Annotated in this window: 19 protein-coding genes and 1 riboswitch; of the genes, 6 read left to right on the plus strand and 13 right to left on the minus strand. The window is 45.2% G+C overall.

The window, feature by feature from the left end:
• The first annotated feature begins 73 nt into the window (after positions 1–73).
• The 3 genes from ACFQWC_RS13260 to ACFQWC_RS13270 are packed head-to-tail and all read left to right on the plus strand — an operon-like array spanning position 74 to position 5,525.
• Positions 74–1,981 (plus strand): putative thiazole-containing bacteriocin maturation protein, encoded by a 1,908-nt coding sequence (locus tag ACFQWC_RS13260; RefSeq protein ID WP_377107814.1) that lies wholly within the window; start codon positions 74–76, stop codon positions 1,979–1,981.
• Positions 1,981–3,927 carry a TOMM precursor leader peptide-binding protein gene (locus tag ACFQWC_RS13265; protein WP_377107816.1) on the plus strand — a complete coding sequence of 649 codons (1,947 nt, stop codon included), beginning with the start codon at positions 1,981–1,983 and terminating at the stop codon, positions 3,925–3,927. The genes ACFQWC_RS13260 and ACFQWC_RS13265 overlap by 1 nt, the downstream gene beginning before the upstream one ends.
• Positions 3,928–3,947: 20 nt before the next feature.
• Positions 3,948–5,525 (plus strand): SagB family peptide dehydrogenase, encoded by a 1,578-nt coding sequence (locus ACFQWC_RS13270; RefSeq protein WP_377107818.1) that lies wholly within the window; start codon positions 3,948–3,950, stop codon positions 5,523–5,525.
• A 644-nt stretch (positions 5,526–6,169) separates the two neighbouring features.
• On the opposite strand, the gene ACFQWC_RS13275 is transcribed toward ACFQWC_RS13270, so the two are convergent.
• A complete protein-coding gene (locus ACFQWC_RS13275) occupies positions 6,170–6,517 on the minus strand; it encodes a hypothetical protein (protein ID WP_299742286.1) in 348 nt (115 codons plus the stop codon).
• Positions 6,518–6,739: 222 nt separating this feature from the next.
• Here ACFQWC_RS13275 and ACFQWC_RS13280 point away from each other — a divergent pair, with 222 nt between their 5' ends.
• Positions 6,740–7,030: a DUF4190 domain-containing protein gene (locus ACFQWC_RS13280; RefSeq protein WP_377107820.1), complete on the plus strand. Its 291-nt coding sequence runs from the start codon at positions 6,740–6,742 to the stop codon at positions 7,028–7,030.
• A gap of 62 nt (positions 7,031–7,092) precedes the next feature.
• Here ACFQWC_RS13280 and ACFQWC_RS13285 read toward each other — a convergent pair whose 3' ends face one another.
• The 8 genes from ACFQWC_RS13285 to add form a co-directional block, all read right to left on the minus strand.
• Entirely contained in the window at positions 7,093–7,653 is a 561-nt protein-coding gene (locus ACFQWC_RS13285; RefSeq protein ID WP_377107822.1) for a GrpB family protein, read from the minus strand.
• 148 nt (positions 7,654–7,801) lie between these two features.
• A complete protein-coding gene (locus ACFQWC_RS13290) occupies positions 7,802–8,935 on the minus strand; it encodes a serine hydrolase domain-containing protein (protein ID WP_377107824.1) in 1,134 nt (377 codons plus the stop codon).
• A 33-nt stretch (positions 8,936–8,968) separates the two neighbouring features.
• The gene (locus ACFQWC_RS13295) at positions 8,969–9,544 is read right to left on the minus strand and encodes a type 1 glutamine amidotransferase family protein (RefSeq protein WP_377107826.1); all 576 of its coding nucleotides are present in this window, start codon (positions 9,542–9,544) and stop codon (positions 8,969–8,971) included.
• Positions 9,545–10,063: 519 nt separating this feature from the next.
• Positions 10,064–11,050 carry an HAAS signaling domain-containing protein gene (locus ACFQWC_RS13300; protein WP_377107828.1) on the minus strand — a complete coding sequence of 329 codons (987 nt, stop codon included), beginning with the start codon at positions 11,048–11,050 and terminating at the stop codon, positions 10,064–10,066.
• Positions 11,047–11,388 (minus strand): PadR family transcriptional regulator, encoded by a 342-nt coding sequence (locus tag ACFQWC_RS13305; protein WP_299742268.1) that lies wholly within the window; start codon positions 11,386–11,388, stop codon positions 11,047–11,049. Before ACFQWC_RS13305 ends, ACFQWC_RS13300 begins: the two co-directional genes overlap by 4 nt.
• A 245-nt stretch (positions 11,389–11,633) precedes the next feature.
• A complete protein-coding gene (locus ACFQWC_RS13310; protein WP_377107830.1) occupies positions 11,634–12,413 on the minus strand; it encodes a hypothetical protein in 780 nt (259 codons plus the stop codon).
• Positions 12,414–12,506: 93 nt separating this feature from the next.
• On the minus strand, positions 12,507–13,268 hold the full coding sequence (locus tag ACFQWC_RS13315; RefSeq protein ID WP_377107832.1) for a hypothetical protein: 762 nt from the start codon (positions 13,266–13,268) through the stop codon (positions 12,507–12,509).
• A 283-nt stretch (positions 13,269–13,551) separates the two neighbouring features.
• On the minus strand, positions 13,552–14,544 hold the full coding sequence (add, locus tag ACFQWC_RS13320) for an adenosine deaminase (protein ID WP_377107835.1): 993 nt from the start codon (positions 14,542–14,544) through the stop codon (positions 13,552–13,554).
• A gap of 53 nt (positions 14,545–14,597) precedes the next feature.
• Positions 14,598–14,697: riboswitch (purine riboswitch) on the minus strand.
• A 267-nt stretch (positions 14,698–14,964) separates the two neighbouring features.
• Here add and ACFQWC_RS13325 point away from each other — a divergent pair.
• Together ACFQWC_RS13325 and ACFQWC_RS13330 are read left to right on the plus strand one after the other, a co-directional pair.
• The gene (locus ACFQWC_RS13325) at positions 14,965–16,254 is read left to right on the plus strand and encodes a phytoene desaturase family protein (RefSeq protein WP_299742260.1); all 1,290 of its coding nucleotides are present in this window, start codon (positions 14,965–14,967) and stop codon (positions 16,252–16,254) included.
• Complete coding sequence (locus tag ACFQWC_RS13330; RefSeq protein WP_377107838.1) at positions 16,251–17,117, plus strand: RNA polymerase sigma-70 factor; 867 nt, start codon at positions 16,251–16,253, stop codon at positions 17,115–17,117. Before ACFQWC_RS13325 ends, ACFQWC_RS13330 begins: the two co-directional genes overlap by 4 nt.
• A gap of 9 nt (positions 17,118–17,126) precedes the next feature.
• Here ACFQWC_RS13330 and ACFQWC_RS13335 read toward each other — a convergent pair whose 3' ends face one another.
• From ACFQWC_RS13335 to ACFQWC_RS13350, 4 genes are all read right to left on the minus strand, one after another.
• A complete protein-coding gene (locus tag ACFQWC_RS13335; RefSeq protein WP_341357514.1) occupies positions 17,127–17,321 on the minus strand; it encodes a hypothetical protein in 195 nt (64 codons plus the stop codon).
• A 9-nt stretch (positions 17,322–17,330) separates the two neighbouring features.
• A complete protein-coding gene (locus ACFQWC_RS13340; RefSeq protein WP_341357513.1) occupies positions 17,331–17,711 on the minus strand; it encodes a VOC family protein in 381 nt (126 codons plus the stop codon).
• A gap of 41 nt (positions 17,712–17,752) precedes the next feature.
• Positions 17,753–18,274: an SRPBCC domain-containing protein gene (locus tag ACFQWC_RS13345; RefSeq protein ID WP_299742249.1), complete on the minus strand. Its 522-nt coding sequence runs from the start codon at positions 18,272–18,274 to the stop codon at positions 17,753–17,755.
• A 189-nt stretch (positions 18,275–18,463) separates the two neighbouring features.
• Positions 18,464–18,790 carry an ArsR/SmtB family transcription factor gene (locus ACFQWC_RS13350; RefSeq protein ID WP_299742246.1) on the minus strand — a complete coding sequence of 109 codons (327 nt, stop codon included), beginning with the start codon at positions 18,788–18,790 and terminating at the stop codon, positions 18,464–18,466.
• Positions 18,791–18,907: the final 117 nt, after the last annotated feature.

Consider the following 18,907-nt stretch of genomic DNA (forward strand, 5'->3'; position numbering starts at 1 on the left):
TATACATAAGGGACAAATTGAGACTCATACGATGATAATGATAGTCACATTAGCGGATGTAAGGAGGAGCGCTATGGCAAAGTTGGACCCTTCTATGCGTTTAAAAGTGAAGAGGGATACGTTTTACCTCCCTGAACCAAACAGCGGTGTTTTCTTTAGGAATAACCAATGCTCTTTCCGCATGGAAGGAAGTGGAATAGATCAATGGGTGGAGAAGCTGCTGCCGATGTTCAATGGGGAGTACTCCCTTGAGTATTTGACGAACGGTCTGCCTGGACCTTATCAAAACAGGGTCATGGAAATGGCAGAGGTTTTGCATAAAAATGGATTTGTTCGGGACGTGAGCAGGGATCAGCCACACCGGCTGCCCCAACATGCAGTGGAGAAATTCGCATCACAGATCGAATTTGTCGACAGTTTGGCAGGTTCGGGAGCTTCAAGGTTTGAAACCTACCGCGGGGCCAATGTCCTGGCAGTCGGATCTGGTCCTTTACTGACTTCACTCGTTTCATCGCTGATTGAATCCGGGATGGCTAAGCTGCAGGTGCTCTTGACCGATGAGGTTCCAACGAATAGAGGCCGGCTGCTGGAGCTTGTGGACCATGCGCGTAAAACCGATCCGGAGGTAGAGCTCCTGGAAGTGAGATTCAATGAAGACGGATGGCGGGAGACCCTGAAGCCTTTCGATTCCATTTTATACGTAAGTCATAAAGAAAACCTTGAGGAGTTGGACCTCCTCCATGCCATCTGCCGAACAGATAAGAAGCTGTTTATTCCGGCGATTTGTCACAGGCAGAAAGGAATCGCTGGCCCCATCATCCATCCTGATTCCGAGGCTGGCTGGGAATCGGCATGGAGGCGCATCCACACGACTGCCTTGCTAAAAGAAAATCAGTTCCCTGCTGAATCGGCGGTCCCTGGAGCGATGCTTGCGAACATGATTGTCTTTGAGTTATACAAGGAGCTGACAGGTGTTTCAAAATCCAATCAGAGAAATCGAATCTTTCTGCTGGATTCAGAGACCCTTGAAGGAAGCTGGCATTCCTTTTTACCCCATCCCCTGGAAACAGGGAACGTAGCAGCTGAAGCCGTTCAGAGTCTGGAAACACGGTTGGAACAGGACTCTGATAGATCTGACCCTGAAAAGATGCTGTATTTCTTCAGTCTGCTGACGTCAAAAGAGACGGGGGTTTTTCATGTATGGGAGGAAGGAGAAACAAAGCAGCTTCCATTGGCTCAATGCCGTGTCCAGCCGATCGATGTACTATCCAAAGGTCCCGCAGAACTGCTCGATGAAGTGATCTGCAATGGTTTGACCCATGAAGAAGCACGCCGGGAAGCCGGATTAAGAGGAATAGAGATGTACACTTCACGATTGACCAGGATGATCGTCCCTCATGAGACGGGTGAATATATGGCCACCGGAGCAGGAGCGACATTTGCAGAATGTGTCGGTCGCGGTCTTCGGAAGTGTTTGACTGAGGGGCTGAGGAAAAGAGAATCTGTTCAAAGCTGCACGATTTCCCGTCTTGAATTGGATGGGGTGGAAGATGAAAAATGCCGTTTTTACTTAAAGGCACTGACCACCATGCAAGGAAAGCCGGAAATCGGATTAGGGGAGGATTTGGCTGGATTTCCTGTCGTCTATGTTCGTGGAAAGAATGGCTGGTATGGAAATACCGATTTCACGATCACCATGGCACTGAGGAACTCTTTGCAGCATGCACTCTTTCAAGCTCAGAATGATACGGAGGCCATCGACGCAAAACCTGTTGTCTTTGCACTAGAGGAACAGAATGCCCAAAGAATATCCATTCAAGCGAATGAAGACAGAATCCAACATGAGAACCTGAAAGAAGCAATCAATACCTTGAAAAGAAATCAGAAGAAGTTAGTCGTGTATGAGCTGAATATTGAACCCGCTTTTAAACAGGAGCTTGCAGGCGTGTTCAGTGTGCTGCTGCGAGAGGAGGAAACCTGATGAGTTCTTTCGTGGTGATTGTGGGAAGTGGGATGCTTGCGGACCTTGTATGTGCGCAAATGTCAGCCCGCTATCCCGTTTTCCGGCAAAAAAACGTTGAAAAAAAGTTTCCGGCACATACAGATTTGGTGCTGACATTGGATGATACCTGGAATCCGGCTGTCCATCACATGGCCGAAGAAGTGATGAGGCAGGCTCAAGTACCATGGCTGAGAGGCTTCGTTTCGTTTGGAGAGGGAATCATCGGCCCCCTGGTTCGTCCGAACATACCAGGATGCTCACAATGTGCCGATGTGAGGCGTCTCCTTGGAGGAAAGGAACGGAATGAAATGCGGGAGGTACAGGAAAAACTCGCTGAAGTCGGTGGAATCGCGAAAGACCCTTGGGCTTCGAATACCGGTTTACTGCATATGACTCACATGATTGCAGCAGAAGCCGGCAGGCTCCTTGAGGGTGAAAAGGCGTATTCCGAAGGACGGATATGTGTAACCGACTTGAAAACATTGAACAGCTCCTGGCACTCCTTCGTTCCCGACTCGTTATGCCGGATCTGCAGCCAGATTCCGGATGACTCACCGGAAATAGCCCATGTTTCCCTTCAGCCCAGCCCGAAGATTCATGCCGGCAGTTTCCGCTGTACTCCCCTGGATGATTTGAAAAACGTTCTTGTTAAAGACTATCTGGATAATCGTACCGGACTTTTCAACAGCAAGATGTACGATCTGGTGACTCCATTTGCCGATGCGAGTGTCAATATGCCGATGTTCTCCGGGGATGAAGGAACGGCTGGACGGACTCAAGTCTACTCAGACAGCGAGCTGACTGCCATTCTTGAAGGATTGGAACGTCACTGCGGCCTAGAGCCCCGGGGCAAACGGACAGTCGTCCATGACAGCTACCGACAATTGGCGGAACATGCACTGAATCCCCTGAAGGTCGGCGTGCACACCGACGAGCAGTACGCTATGCCAGGCTTCCCATTTGAGAAGTTCCACCCTGACCGGGCAATGGACTGGGTTTGGGGTTACTCCCTCATCGAAGAACGGCCGATTCTCGTCCCTGAGCTCCTCTCCTATTACAGTCTGGGTTGCGGCTCATCCGGTTTTGTCTATGAAACGTCCAATGGCTGTGCCCTTGGGGGAAGCCGGGAGGAAGCGATTTTTTACGGAATCATGGAGGTAGTCGAAAGGGATTCGTTCCTTATGACCTGGTATGCCGAACTCAATCTGCACCGTCTCGATCCTCTTACGGCAGAGGACGAGGAGCTTCAGTTAATGATCGAACGGATGCGGGCAGTTGCAGGGTATGATCTATATTTGTATGACTCTACCATGGAGCACGGAATTCCAAGCGTCTTTGCGATGGCCAAGAACAGGAAGGATCAAGGATTGAATCTGATCCTCGCGGCAGGTGCCCATCTGGATCCGGTAAGAGCGGCAAAAAGCGCGATTCAGGAGCTCGCCGGGATGATGCTGAATCTGGATGAAAAATTGGAGAAGAACAAGTCGAATTATGAAAAAATGCTTGACGATGATTCCCTTGTCAGGCAGATGGATGATCACGGCATGCTGTATGGACTGCCCCAGGCCGAGGAACGTTTCACATTTTTGCAGGATGACAGCCGGCCTTTGCGGAGTTTTCAGGAAGTATTCAACTGGAGGTCTGATCACAAAGATCTTACGGATGACCTGAAGGATATTCTAGAAACTTTCCGGAACCGGAACCTTGATGTCATTGTCGTGGATCAAACCGCACCCGAACTGGAACAAAACGGACTATACTGCGTGAAAGTCTTGATTCCGGGCATGCTTCCCATGACATTCGGTCATCACCTCACCCGTCTGACAGGATTGGAAAGAGTCCTTCAAGTCCCTGCAGAACTGGGATATGCCGACCGGCCGTTGACCTATGAGCAGCTGAATCAAAAACCGCATCCGTTTCCTTAAGGTACTAGGAGGTAAGGAGGATGAGTCTGGAAGAATTTTTACACAATCTGCAATTTGATATCAATCGGGCCAATCAGCCAAACTGGGAAGCGGACTGGGACGATGCCCCTCTCCCCTATAAGCTATACCGGGGGTTGCGGGGCGTGCCATTGTCTCTGGAAGTACCGGTGTCACTCACCGGGAGCCAGGCACCGTCAGAACCCGACTTAGAAAGAATCGGGCATTTTCTCTGGTATGTCTATGGCATCACCGGGGTAAGCCAGTCGGTGGATTCTGATGACTCCGAGCATCAGGAGTCTTACCCCATCCACTCTTATCGGCGGTTCGCTCCATCAGGAGGGGCCCTGTATCCGAATGAACTATATATCTATTTAAAATTGGATGATTTACCCCACGGAATCTATCATTATGATGTTGCCCACCATCGCCTCGTCCTGCTCCGGGAAGGGAATGTCGATTCATACGTGGAAAGGGCACTCGGCAATCGCTGTGAAATTTCATCCTGCTTTGCCACAGCCTTTGTCTCCACAAGGTTCTGGAAAAACTTCTTTAAATACAATAACTTTGCCTACCGGCTGCAGGGATTGGATGCCGGTGTTCTGATGGGGCAGCTGCTGGAGACAGCCAAACGGTTTGGCTTCGAGTCAGGAGTATATGTTCAATTTCTGGATTCAGCGGTCAACTCTCTGCTTGGACTGACCGAGGAAGAGGAAAGTGTCTATACCGTCATCCCGCTTTCGGTTGCACCAACGAACTGGGCTGGAAATAGGAAGGGAATGGAACGGACATTCACCGCTGAAGAAGTATGCAGGGAGCTTCCCCCACTTTCTGTAGAACACTACGAAAGGTCTGAAAGGATTAGAGAGTTTCCTATGTTACTAGAAGCGAATGAAGCTTCTAAAATCGGTTCGACAGCCGATTTTCAGAAACTCGGAAAACAACCGGCTTTCAGAACCGGTGAAAACGAAATCCATCTGCCAGAGGTGGAGCCCTTCACCTATGATTTTGTTGAAATATGCAAAAACCGCCATTCCCCCGAAATGGATTTTGTCATGAGTAAGGTCAGTCAGCAGAAGCTCGCGATGTTATTAAAAAAAGCGACTCAGTCCTACTCCTTTCGAAGTGACATCGACGAAGTTCCTTACGGCAATGAATCCGGTGTTTCGATTTTTGGCTGTTTATATAATGTGGAAGGCGTACCAAATGGGGCATACGCATATGACAGCGTCCTCCATTCATTGCGGCAGATCAGCACAGGGGATCATCGTCTTCAGCTTCAATCAGGTCTGTCTCTAGATAATGTCAATTTGCATCAGGTGCCCCTATGCCTTCATATCATCGGGAATAAAGATCACTATCAAGACACCTTGGGATACAGAGGCTACAGGATCATGCAAATGGAAGCCGGAATGCTAGTACAGCGCCTGCTATTGGCTTCATCGGCCGCCGGGTTTGGCGGACACCCGCTGCTTGGGTTTGATACGACGTTGACAGATGAAATCTACAAACTCGATTCAAAAGGTCAAACCACCTTGATTCAAATACCGATCGGACCTTTTCGGGAGCGGGCTTGGGTGCAAGGGAGTTTGTTAAGTTAGGAGCCTTGGGATCGCCCCATGGCTCTTTTTTAAAACCGGGATAAACTGGAGGGTGAATGGAAGAGATCCATTCCTTATTTAACTGGTCCCCCTTGCATGTTTATACTCTCTGCATTGCTTCGTTGATATATTTACTTGAGATTTACCATCATTACAATTTATACGATGTTTTTTCAGGGAAGTGAGGAGACGAAAAAATGAGGCTGGGACAAAAGTGTTTTAGTCTAAGTGAAACCCGAACAAATCTACCTTCTAAGAAGCAGATTTGTTCGGGTTTATTATTTATTTCGATACATTTGATTTTAGCTGTTTCCAGCGGTTGATTGGAGTGCAAGACGAAGACTCCTGCGGGAAAAGTAGCTTATGTGAGACTTGTCCAGCTATAGGGCTTAGAGGCAAATGTCATAAGTCTGATCGTCCATGAAGGCAAAGAACGCCTTCAAGGCCGCTCCGCCTTATGCCAACCGCCTCTGAGCGAAGCCCTTCCGCTTTTCTACCCGCAGGCTTGCCGAGGAGGCTCACGGGCTACCCGCGGAAAGCGTAGTCTTGCACGGAAATCATTAGCGGTATTAAGAACCTACACTTCTATTGTTCGTCTTTACATCGTGGCATTTTAGTTTTGTCCCAGGCTCTTTTCCCTACTCTTAACTCAATTTAACTTGCGAATCTAATTCATCAGAATCCCTATAGGAACGATAGGAAACGAATCTCTTCCCGTGTAATGAACCATCCAGTTGTAAAATACGGTCAGCCTTTGTTTCTAAGTAGAAGTGATAATGGTTGATGTTCAACCTGGAAAAGGTAATGGTGATACCCAAAAGATGCTTCCTGGTTTCTTGTGTGTCGTGATGGTGCTGTACGAAATCCGCCAGCTCCTGTACGGAAGCTGTGGGAATATCTGCGATAGAATAATACGTCCCCTTCATAGTATCTTTGAACTTACTCATAGCGGCGAATGCCCTGTCTTTTAACTTCTTGCCTTCTAACTCCATACGCTCACTCCTCTTTGGTCACTAGTAAGAAGAATCCCCAATATGGCATAAAATTAACCAAAGTGCAGGGTGAGTTTTCTGTGTCAACTTCCTTTCTATAACCTTTCATCAGTCAACTATGAGGGAAACTGAAAAGATTCTGGAGGTCCGTCCCTCCGGAAAATTGGAAGGGTCGTTTTCTATTGCATGAGTCATATACTTTTTAAAAAGGGGGACTGTTCAATGAATCAGGTTCATGAAACTGAGAGGAAAGGGTTAAATGGAAAATCGGTTGCCTCATTCATATTAGGTATCCTATCCATCGTCATTGTGATTATTCCTGTTATCGGAGCTGTTCTGGGCATAGTCGGTGTCATACTGGGTATGATCGGACTGAAAGAAGTAAAACGTGATAACCGGGAGGGCAAGAATCTGGCCATTGCAGGGGTCATTTTCAGTATAATCGGCATTGCATTTTCCATTTGTTGGGTCGTCATTGCTTATATGACATTTACGAGTACGATTTCTACTTGAACAGGAACCACAGGGACAGGTACCGTGGCTCTTTTCCATTAAAGAGGCCAAGGTACCCGTGCCTATTCTTCATTTCTCTCCCTCATTTCCAAGCGAGCGAATACTCTTTGAATAAATGCTGTTTTCCCTTCCGAATAGGCTTCCCGATCGTCAGGAAATTGGTTGGCCAGATGTTTTTTTAACACAGCGTATTCATCCCTTAAAGTTGGGTTTCCGTTTAGAAGATCCCGAAACAAACGTTGCTGCTCCCATCTTGGTTCACCTTCTGGCATTAGGTGTAGATGAGCGACACGTTTTTCGTTTTCCACCTTTATGAAAAATCTCCTCCAAGGTCGGTTGTCCAACCCCGGCGGAACATAATGCCATTGACCCTCCGCAAGTTTACATGCAATCTCGTCTAAGTCGTCAAAGGATGGAATCATCGCCATCAAGTCAAGAATCGGTTTGGCAGGAAGGTTGCGGATCGAGGTGCTTCCAATATGCTCCACTCCCTTTACACCATAGGGACCTAACAAGCGTAGGAGTCCCCTCGCTTCAGCGGTTCCTGCGTCAATCCAGTCCGGGTTTGGAGATTCAATCTCTATTGATTCCACAGCCCATTTTGGCCAATTTCGTTTTTCCATCAGTTAACTCACACCCTTCTCCAGTTCAAACTCATCCCTGATCGGAAGCCCATCATTCCCGGATCCCGGGATTTATTTTTCTTGCTTTCCCCACGGCATTCCGGTGGAAGTTCGATAGGAGGAAGCCCCCCTTTTGATCGTCCAACTGTTATGAATCCATAAAAACATCCATGATCCTATCACAAATATCATGATGAATAGTCCCATCATAATTCAATAAAACCACCACTCCCAGATTGAGCTCAGGAACCATGGTCATCAGGGATCTGACACCTAACTGACCTCCCCCATGTTCGACGATTTTATATCCTCTATACGTATCTGTAAACCATGCAAGTCCATAGCTCCTGACATCACATCCAGGCGCCCTCCACTCTTCGCTTACAAGATGAATGGGCTTTTGCATTTCTTCTATTAATTCTGATCGTAAGATAGCCGATTCCTTATTCAAATGGAATGTTAAATAGTTGCCTAAATCATTGGCAGTCGAATACAAATACCCGATTGGAGCCGAGATTGGATTGATGGGAAAAGGCGTTTCTATTTTATCCTCGCCTACATAATATCTGGCACTGTTCTGATCTTCTTCCACCTCATGCGAGTCACTCGTCGTCGGCTTCATACCAAGAGGTGTGAGGATGTCATCGTGCAGGGATGCTTCCCATTTGCGGCCTGTCACTTTTTCAAAAAGATCGGCAAGAATCACATACGCATCCGTGCAATAATTCCATCCCTCCCCTGGTGGGTATTCCAATTCTACTTTTTCGAACCATTTCGTGATATCTTCGCGATTTTTTATACTAGTAATCTCTTCTTCTGTAAGCTGATAATGGTCCAATGCTTCCTGAAATTCTGTCGGTGTATCTGAGAATATTTCCTTTACATTCGGAGCAATCATATTGGCGATCCCCACTTCTGAAGGAAAACCTGCCGTGTGGGATAACACATGTCTGATGGTGATCCTGTCGCTTTGTTCTTGATTCTTCGTTCTGAAGTATGGCAAATAGGTAACAACCGCATCGTCCAATGCAATTAAATTCTTCTCTACAAGCTTCATGATGGAAAGCGCCATAAAGTTCTTGGATATACTTTGAATGCTCATCCTAGTATCGCCGTCAATCGGGCGTTCTGCGTTTCCGATCCTGGCGTTCCCAAACCCCTTGGAATAGATCGTGGCTGAATCTTTCACAATGGCAACGCTTACTCCGACTCCCTGGTGATCATGAAGCAGGTCATTTATGTATTCTGTTATTTGATTATATTGTTTATTAAGTGATTTCATATGAGCCTCCATACAAGTATTTCATGTACTCTATCAACTTTTCAAAAAACCATTCTTAAACATATCATACCAACCTTGCAGTTTTTCCCCTTCCAGCACACCAAGCTTATGCAAGATATCCCTGGAAAACTCCAATGCCCCGGTTCCATTCGCTGTGATCAGGCCACCATCACTGACCGATTGCCTTTCTATATAGTGCTCATCCCCTCGGTAGTTGGGTGCCCCTTCTTTTAAATAGGCCAGTGAATTCCCAGTATGTTTACGGTCATCCAGATATCCATGAATCCCTAAGAACGTGGTGGCATCACAAATGGCGGCCACTGGAACTCCGTTTTCAAAACAATGATCCACAAGCTTCTTTGTCTGTTGATTTTTTTCTTCTCTCCATCCAGTACCCCCGGGAATGATCAGCATCTCAAGTGACATAGGATAATCTTCTAAACTATGATCCGGAACGACCCTTAACCCACCCATCGAAACCTTAGGCTCTTTATCAATCGCAATGGTCTGAACGTGATAACCCGTTCCTTGTTTATTGATTTCTGCCGTTACGTAGCTTGCTTCCCAATCGGCGAAACCGTCTGTGATCAATACCAACACGTTTTTCATGTGTGTTTCCCTCATTTCCTATTTAGAGTACAGTCCGTTCAGTAGAGTTCATCAATCAAATTCCTTTTATTGGAACAATCCTATAACTTTATTTTACCACAAGTTCACTCGTGTGTTTCCCGGATAAATGGTCCTTGCCTCGGTACTACTTTATAAGACTGAGGTTCCGGGCTTGCTGTTCGAATCGGAGTCCATTTGTCCTTTTTGATCTGCTTTTCGACGGGAAAAGGCGTTAGATTGTCCATTTTTAGTTGGAGACGGGTCCTGGGAGGGGATGAGATGCCGACTATAGAGTAAAGTTTCTCAAAGGGAATGCCTTTGAGTTTGGAATTAATCCAGATTGGGACACATTCAATCCTGAATGGGGATGATTGATCCTGTACTGGATTAATTAATACTCTCTGGAGATTATTAATCCTCTTTTTACATAATTGATTCTTGGTGTCGAATTTTCTTTACGAAAGGCAGGTACCGTGACTTAAAGAAAAAAGGTTCCGATCAAGAGATCGGAACCTTTTTTCATCTATACGCTTTTTTCAATCCATCATAGCTGTTGATCACCGTAGTGACCAATAATCCAACCGATATCGTCAGGTAGAGCCACTGGAAATTGAAGGAGCTGTTGAACAGTTCCTGTATCCTATCTGTGAATCCGGTATTCAGCACCTCCATGTTCCTGAAAACAAACATAAAGGCTAGAACAGGAATGAACTGATATACGGCATTCACGATCGCAAGCTTCCTGGTCCAGACCCCCGCTTTCCATTTTAGAAGAAGCAGGTGAAGTTCCAAGCCGATCAGGACCACGACCAACGGCCAATACCCCATGAGTACCTCCTGATCAAAGATAGGAGTAAACATTCTTTCGTTGTCACTCTTTTCATACAATCCGACGATACTTGACGCTTTAAAGTAACAGGTTGACCAGATGACCGTCCATACCAGACCTCCGAAAATCTCCAGCTTGGAAATTCGTTTTTCTTTTGGGATATACGGGATGTCATTCAAGTCATCAGGCGTCCACTCTTTTCCTTTCATGGTGATCGGAAGCTGACTGTCCGAAGAAACGGTCCGCTCGATGATGGCGAAGGTGAGGGTCAGCCAAAAGAAGACCTGCATTCCAGTTCCGATGACCTCGACCACGCCATTTCCTGCGATGGACAGGAATATCTCAATGGGACTTGATTCCCCTGAGTAGCTCAATACAGATGATACGGCTAACACGATGAATGTGATGGCGGCAGAAATCGGGAGAATGACCTTCAAGAGCGTCATATACAGATCATAATATCTTGGCCCGATCAGGTGCATCGGCCTGTCTTGATAATTCGAAGCAAGCACGGCAGGGTTCCCGAGTGACGTCAGTACCTCCCTCACATCATCCTCTGTATACTCCTCCGGCAACATGTCTTCAATCGTGGATGTCAATTCGAGGGCAATATCCTCCCGATTCTTCTCCGGCAGCCTTCTCATCACTTCTTGAATATAGAGTTCAACAAGCTTCATCCTTCCTCATCCCCCTTTAATAAAATGGCCAGTTCCCCCGACATCTTTTCCCATTCGGCCTGTAACTGTCCCAAGATCTCAGTGCCGTATTCGCTCAGCACATAATACCTTCTCGGCCTGCTTTCCGACCGGTCCCAGCTGCTAGTGACCAGTTCTTGCTTCTCCAAACGGCGCAGCAGAGGATAAAGTGTACTCTGCTCCATCGAAATTCCGCTTTTCTCCAGTAATTGGACAAGTGAATATCCATACTGGGGTGACCGCAATTGACTCAATACGGCCAGGGTCAATGTCCCCCTCCTCAGTTCCGTCGTCAAGGAAGTCAGCAGTGACTTATCCATATGTTCACCTCTTTGATTAAATTATACTGTGTGTCGTACACTATATGGTTTATACTATGTATCATACACTATAGAGGTGCGTAATAGAACGATTTTTTTAAAAAAAAGAAGAAGGATCAAAGAACGTTGGGGTGTTCTTTGATCCTTCTTTCACTTAGGCGAACCACTAACCACGGGGACAGGTACCGTGGCTCTCATACAAATGGTGCCAAGGAACCTGGCCCTATGGCTTCCGCTTCAGGACTTCAACAACACAAACAGAATTGCTTTTGTCCAGTAAACTGCCCCCGACAAATACCGTCTGGATCACCTGTACATGTAATGGAAAGACTTCTAATATTATCAACAAGAAAAGCTTCTCTACCTTCTATGATTTCAGTAGTTATTCTGCCATCCATTGTTTCAATGATAGCGGTCATCATACATTCTTCAGAACCGGATACTTCTAGATTGGATACGGTTATCTGGGTCACACTCTCACGATCCGATAGATCTTCATATACGGTTCGAGTGGTACCATTACAGTTCTGTTCAAAAAAACTGGGGAACGAAGGGGATAATTGCAGTCCTTGTAGACTGCATTCCTCTTGTTCGATACTCCTGCCCTTACACTTTCTCTTCATTTTCATAGAACAAGTATGGCATGACAGACATTCACAAACTTGTTGAGATACTGTAATTTGTCCCTGGCATGTATTCTCAGGTAAACCTTCGCATTTCACTGAGACACTCTTTAACCCATTTACTGCTATAGCGATGGCATTACTATTAAATACTTGGATTGGTGGAGGAACAACCCTGCTTATGATGGTCCCGTCATTCTTTTCTATGATCAAGGTCATCGTGCAGGTAGCTGGCGGCCTTGTGATATTTCTAATACTCACGATACTTTCACTGCATTTGTCCCCTCCCATGATCTCGAGGAAATATCTCCTTTCCCCATCGCAGGGTATAGAGAAATCATTATCTAAATAGGTTTCAGACTCTATATTGCATAATGTATTTCTGCCATCAATACCATTCACCTTTAATCAACTCCTTTAATTTTCTCACGACACTTTACTCGTCCTTCATTCGTTAATCGAAACAAATTATCACCTATTATCAATGAATTGATTTCAGTCTTTCAGCACTTTCTCATTGCAGCAAAAACAAAATCTCTTATCAGTTGTCACTGTTCCTTCGCATACACCACCTGGGTCTCCTTCACACCTTATTGATACCTTTCTGATGTCTTCAACAGAAAGATTGAATGAAAGAGTGAAGATGACGGTCCTCTCTATTTTTGCTCCGTCATTGGCCTCAATAATGGCTGTCATCTTGCATTCGGGCGAGAAATTTTGAATCGTTACTCTCGTCGTACTGTTCCCATCGGACAAATTATCTAAAATGGTTCGCAGTTCCCCATCACACGGTTGATTAAATCTAGCAAAGGTGTTCATTGGTATTGTCATGCATCCTGGATCTGTTGAAGGGACCGTCTTCGTTTCACACCTTCTAAACCCACATTCTATACAATAACAAGAAAAACTATTAAAAAAGATTAATCCATCACACGTTTTCTCCGGGTTTCCCTCGCATCTGACGGAAATACTGACCACATCTTGATCATAAATGGAATACCCATTACTAGTCTCTGAAGGTTGAGGGGGCTGGACGACCTTAGTAAAGATAGAACCATCTCTTCTTTCTATTACTAAGGTCATCACACAATCCTCAGTCTCTGACCTATTCTGAATATCCACACTCACTTCATTATGAATAGTATCCGTTATACTCCTAAAGAACGTTCGAGAACTCCCGTCACCAGGAATAGAAAAATCAGTACCATCCGTTGTCTGTCTTATCGTACATACACTTGGTTTCCTACTTTTTGGCATACTTTCATCCCCTTTTTAGAGTGATAGTATACAGTATGAAATATAAGATAGAGTGTAACGTCTGATAACTAGTCTCATAGAGTTACAGGACGAAATCAGAAATGCCCCTGACCGCAGTACCATTCTGCGGTCGGGGGCATTTCCATCTCATTCATCCTTTTATCTTCGGCGCGCGGGCACCGTCCTGTTCTACTTCTCTCCAATATAATTAGCGAAGCGTGGGGACGGTTCTCATTCTTCCTTTGAAGTCAAGTAGAAGCAGCAGAATCATCCCCATACTTTCCTATAAGTACTTCTTCAACCTTTCCTTCACCTCATCACTCACAAAAGCAGCTTCCACACTGTTCATATAAATCTCCCCATAATCCTCCTCACTCATGGCAAATTCACCCCAGACTAACTCACATTCCTTCGTCATCGTGATATTCGATACGGTTCTGTTGTCAGTATTGATGGTAATCTTAATTCCGGCTCTGTGAAAATCGTAGAGAGGGTGATCACGGAACGTTTTAACCGCTTTCGTCTGAACATTGCTTGTCGGACAGATTTCAAGCACAATTCCCTTATCCTTTACAACCTGATACGCTTCCGGACAGTCTGTAATATACACACCATGCCCGATTCGTTCTGCCCCGAGCCATTCAACGGCCTCGAGCACATTTCTTCCAACGCCCGTTTCACCGGCGTGGATCGTGACTCTGTATCCATATTCCCTCGCCAGGGCGATGGGTTCAATGAACTTCCCGCAGAACCCTTCTTCTTCGGACGCACATAAATCGATCGCGACGACTCCTTTTCCAAGGAAGCCCTTCCCCTTTTCAACGACCTCAAAGGCACGTTCCGGAGACATCGTTCTCATACAACACAAAATGATATTTCCTTTAATATCAAACTGTTCTTCTGCTTCTTTCATGCCTTCAATGACACTTCCAATGATCTCTTCTACCGATAATCCCTGTTGTGTATGAAGCAGCGGGGCGAACCGGACCTCCATATATTTCACGTTTTCCTCCGCTGCATCTTCATAAAGCTCAAAGGTGATTCTCTTTAAATTTTCTTTTGACTGCATCACGGCATTAGGGATCGAGAATTTCTCTAAGTATTCATCCAATGATTCGCAGTCTAATGGGGCAATGAGCTCTTCTTTCATCTCTTCCCTTTCAAAGGAAGGGAGATCTATGCCATCTCTCTTGGCCATTTCAATAATCGTCTCAGGTCTGACACTCCCATCCAGATGGCAGTGCAGTTCAATTTTAGGCATTGTAGAATGATTCATTGTTGTTCCTCCTCCATTTTTTCAAAAAAAAATCCTGATTACGAAGAAAATACTCATAATAGTATCTTCTTCGTAATCAGGATTTATTGGTTCCTGGTAGAGACCTCCAAACCATATTATTGGAGTTATACGAATGTAAGAATATTAATTTTTTAAAGGATAATAAAATTTTTATAAATTGTCAAGGAGTTAAATACATCTTCTCACAACCAAATATAACCTCAGGAAACGGCTGTGATCCTCTTATTCTGAAGATGCGCCCATCAGGAAATCACTTTTTTTTCGCTATTAAATTCACTACTTATGTCTCAATCCATTCTTTGTCCAACAATTTCTTCCAAAAAATCTTTTTCCTCTATTCTGTCACAGAATCATTCACTCATCCGTTATATCAGTAAATAAACCAAAAGGATGATGATGATGGGAAAATATGATGTGGTTATTGTAGGTGGAGGAATCGCTGGATTAACGGCTGCTATCCATACAGCAAAAGCAGGAAAACGAACCCTTGTATTCGAACAGCAAAAGCGATTTGGGGGCAGAGCCATCACCAACAAAAAACAGGGGGTCTATTTTAATTTAGGCGGTCATGCACTATATAAAGGGGAGGCGTATGAAGCATTCCGGGAACTCGGATTACGACTTGAGGGGAGCACACCTTCTATCGATGCTTACGGGATGTGGAAAGAACAAGTAGTGCCCTTACCAACGAACATATCCTCCTTCTTTCAAACACCGCTCCTAAGTTGGGCAGGAAAGCTCGAATTGGCGAAGTGGTTCATTAAATTAGGTAAAATGGACACAAGCGTTTGGAACGAGATCAGTATACGCGATTGGATTGAAACTCAATTGCATGATCCCATGCTGCGGAACGTGTTCTATGCACTGCTCCGAACATCCACTTATGTCCTTGCACCTGAATTACACACTGCAGGGCCTGCCTTAAAGCAACTGCAGCGTTCACTTAATGGGGTTCTGTATCTCGATAAAGGATGGGGGACACTTGTAGAAGAACTGCGTAAACTTGCTGTCCAACTGGGAGTGGAATTGGTCAGTGATCGTAAGGTGGGGATAATCGAACATCAAGATCAAAACGTACACTCGATTTTATGTCAAGATGGTACTAGAATAGAAGTATCCAATGTCATACTAACCACTCCACCGTCTATTTCTCACAAGCTGGTTCCTCATGCAGATCAAACTGCCCTTCACACGTGGAACGATCAATCGATTCCTGTTACGGTTGCCTGTCTGGATGTTGGTTTACGCCAGCTGCCTAAGCCAAGGCACCAATTCACTTATGGATTGGATCGATCCATTTTCCTCTCGAACCATTCACGGGAGGGTAAACCAAGGCCTGCTATCTTGAGTGATGATGGGACACAGCTGATATCGCTTTTTAAATATCAGGGGGCACAATCAGATGCTGCGAAGGATGAGGCTGAGTTGGAGCACGTGTTAGATGTGGTTCAACCCGGCTGGCGGAATGAATTAGTAATAAGACAGTTCCTGCCGAAAATGACGGTTGTCCACGATTTTCCTCATATGAATAGAACGGAAGATCCCGGACCTGCTGTTCCTGAAATTGAGGGACTATATGTTGCTGGGGACTGGGCATCACATGGGGAGCTTCTCGTTGATGCATCGGTAGCCAGCGCTAAACGAGCCGTTTCACATCTACTAAACACCAGAGAGGAAATCAAAAGATGAGTATGGAAGAACTTTATCAAACCTATCAACCTTTGCTTTTTACATTAGCCTACCGTATGTTAGGCAGCGTGATGGATTCAGAGGATATTGTCCAGGAAGCGTTTATAACCTTTAATCAGCTTCCCAACCGCGATCAAATCGAAAACAAAAAAGCGTATCTATGTAAGATCGTCACCAATCGTTGTCTGGATTTAATACGGTCATCCGCCAAGAAACGTGAGGTATACGTTGGACCGTGGCTCCCCGAGCCGTTGCTTGAAGTTGAGAATTCAACTAACGATCCTTCCCAAGCCTTTCTTCAACAAGAGTCCCTCTCTACCGCCTATCTACTATTATTACAACAACTAAATGCCATAGAACGAGCCGTCTTTTTGCTTAGAGAAGTTTTTCAATACTCGTATGATGATATCGCTGAAATCCTAGGAAAAAGCAATGCAAACTGCCGGCAGATTTTTCACCGTGCGAAGAAAAGCATGGGATACGCTCCTAAGAAACAACCTTCCATTTCAATGGCCGAATCTACCATAAAAGAGTTTGTACAGTCCATATTAAATGGAAACGTAAATCAATTATTGGAACTTGTCAGTGAAGATGTCGCAATGTACTCGGATGGCGGCGGCAAAGTAAAAGCTGCACAAGTCCCAATTCTGGGTGCTTTCAGAGTGGTTCAATTGCTCCAAAACCTAATGAAAATGTATGCAGGTAAGTTCACCATCAACTATACATCTGTCAACCGTCTACCAGGACTGATCTTAACAATTGATGACCAATTACAATATGTGTACTCCTTTGCCTTCAGCGGCAATCAAATCCAGACGATTTACACGGTTGCTAATCCCGATAAACTACGACATTTGCAATAGGAGACTCCATCAGATCACTTGATCGCAGTTCTCATTGTTTCCATCAGATACAAAGAGACAGCTGGCCCTTCCCTCTAAGCCAGCTGTTTTCTTTTTTATTGATTGATCATTCAGTTCGTACGTTTGTTCCCACAGTTTAAGAAACACCGTGACGGTTCTCGCGCTTCCTTTTCGGTCAGGGTGAACCAGCAGAACCCTCCCCATGCTTCCCGCTTACTTTTGTTCCATGACGGCAAAGTAGTTTTCTTCATCATCGGCAAAGTTAAATACCCTGCCGGCAGGCATATTGACAATTTCGCCCACTTTGATCTCCTTGTTGGATAAATCGGTATATAATTCATCAAATTGATCGGTGAAGAACATTAAAGAAGGGGTACCAAGATTTATTCCAGGTGACATTTTTGCCACGAATTCCTTATTGTGCAGAATGATGCTTGTTTCGGCCTCCTTTGTTGGCGCCACTTCAATCCATCTCATTCCTTGACCATTATCTTCCTCAGCCTTTACGCTAAATCCTACTTTTTCTGTCCAAAAACGTACTGCCTCATCTTGGTTATCAACGTACACCATAATTTGACCGACCTTATTAATCATTGATTGCTCCACTCCTTTAGAATACATTCACTCTGTATTTTTCACTTATTTAGCAACTGAAGAGCTTCTTCCAAGCGATCCCAGGTTTCTGTGATGCCTTGTATCATTCCCATGTCCATAACGGTCTTAAGGGCGTCTTCTGAAGAGTAAACAGAACGGCTGATCAGCTTCGTCTTGCTGCCCATATCGATGAATTCAAGCGTAACTTCCGTTGATGGCATGTCTTCATTCGTATGGCCTTCCGCATCCGAGAAAGCATCGACGTAGACGATCTTTTCCGGTTCGATGATTTCTTGGTAAACACCTTTCCCCCAAGATTCCATCCCGTAGAATTGACCCTGGCTTTGATCCACGCACTTCATGCAGTAGTGCCAGACACCGCCTGGACGGAAATCCACGTGGCATACAGGTAACTCCCAGCCTCTTGGTCCCCACCAATTTTTTAGATGATCAGGTTCTTTAAACATACTGAACACCAGGTCACGCGGTGCATCGAACACCCTCTCCAGTACAAGCACCCGGTTTTCCTCCACTCTGGAAAACATTTGATTGCTGTTGGACATTTCGTTTCCTCCTCCATTTCAAATGAACGTACATATGTGAAGACGTGTTGCCCTTAAACCTCAATAGCCCTATAAAAAAGGAACCGATAGTAGTATTCTTCAGAGAATCCTTAACTCCTTCTGCCTTTCTAACTATGTTTCCATTCTTCTCTAGACATGGCCCTATGAACATGACTGACCCACTTCCGGTTAATCTTCATCCACTCCCTTTCGTTTTACTTCTTGCAGGTACTCATCCAAACGATTAAATCGCTCGTTCCATAGGTGTTGATAAGAATCCACCCACGTATCCAACTCTTTAAAAGGCTCAGGCCTTAGCTTGTAGTAACGTCGATTGGCAATTGGCTGGACTTCGACGAGACCTGACTGATTCAATACTCTGAGATGCTTAGAAACTTGCGGCTGGTTCATTCGTAGTTTGTCAGTGATTTCCCCCACTGTAAGGGGTCCATCACGCAGAAGTTCAACTATAAGCAGGCGATTTGGCTCGGCGAGAGCATGTAATATGGTTTTCATATCCCTAATATACTTCGAAAGGAATATTCCTATCAAGGAATATTTAGAAAAATTTTGAAAGGAGCCGCAGGGATAGGTACGTTGGCTCTTATTCAATAGTGGGACAAGGTACCTGTC

This window comes from Rossellomorea sp. GCM10028870 (assembly GCF_042666755.1).
GTDB lineage: Bacteria > Bacillota > Bacilli > Bacillales > Bacillaceae_B > Rossellomorea.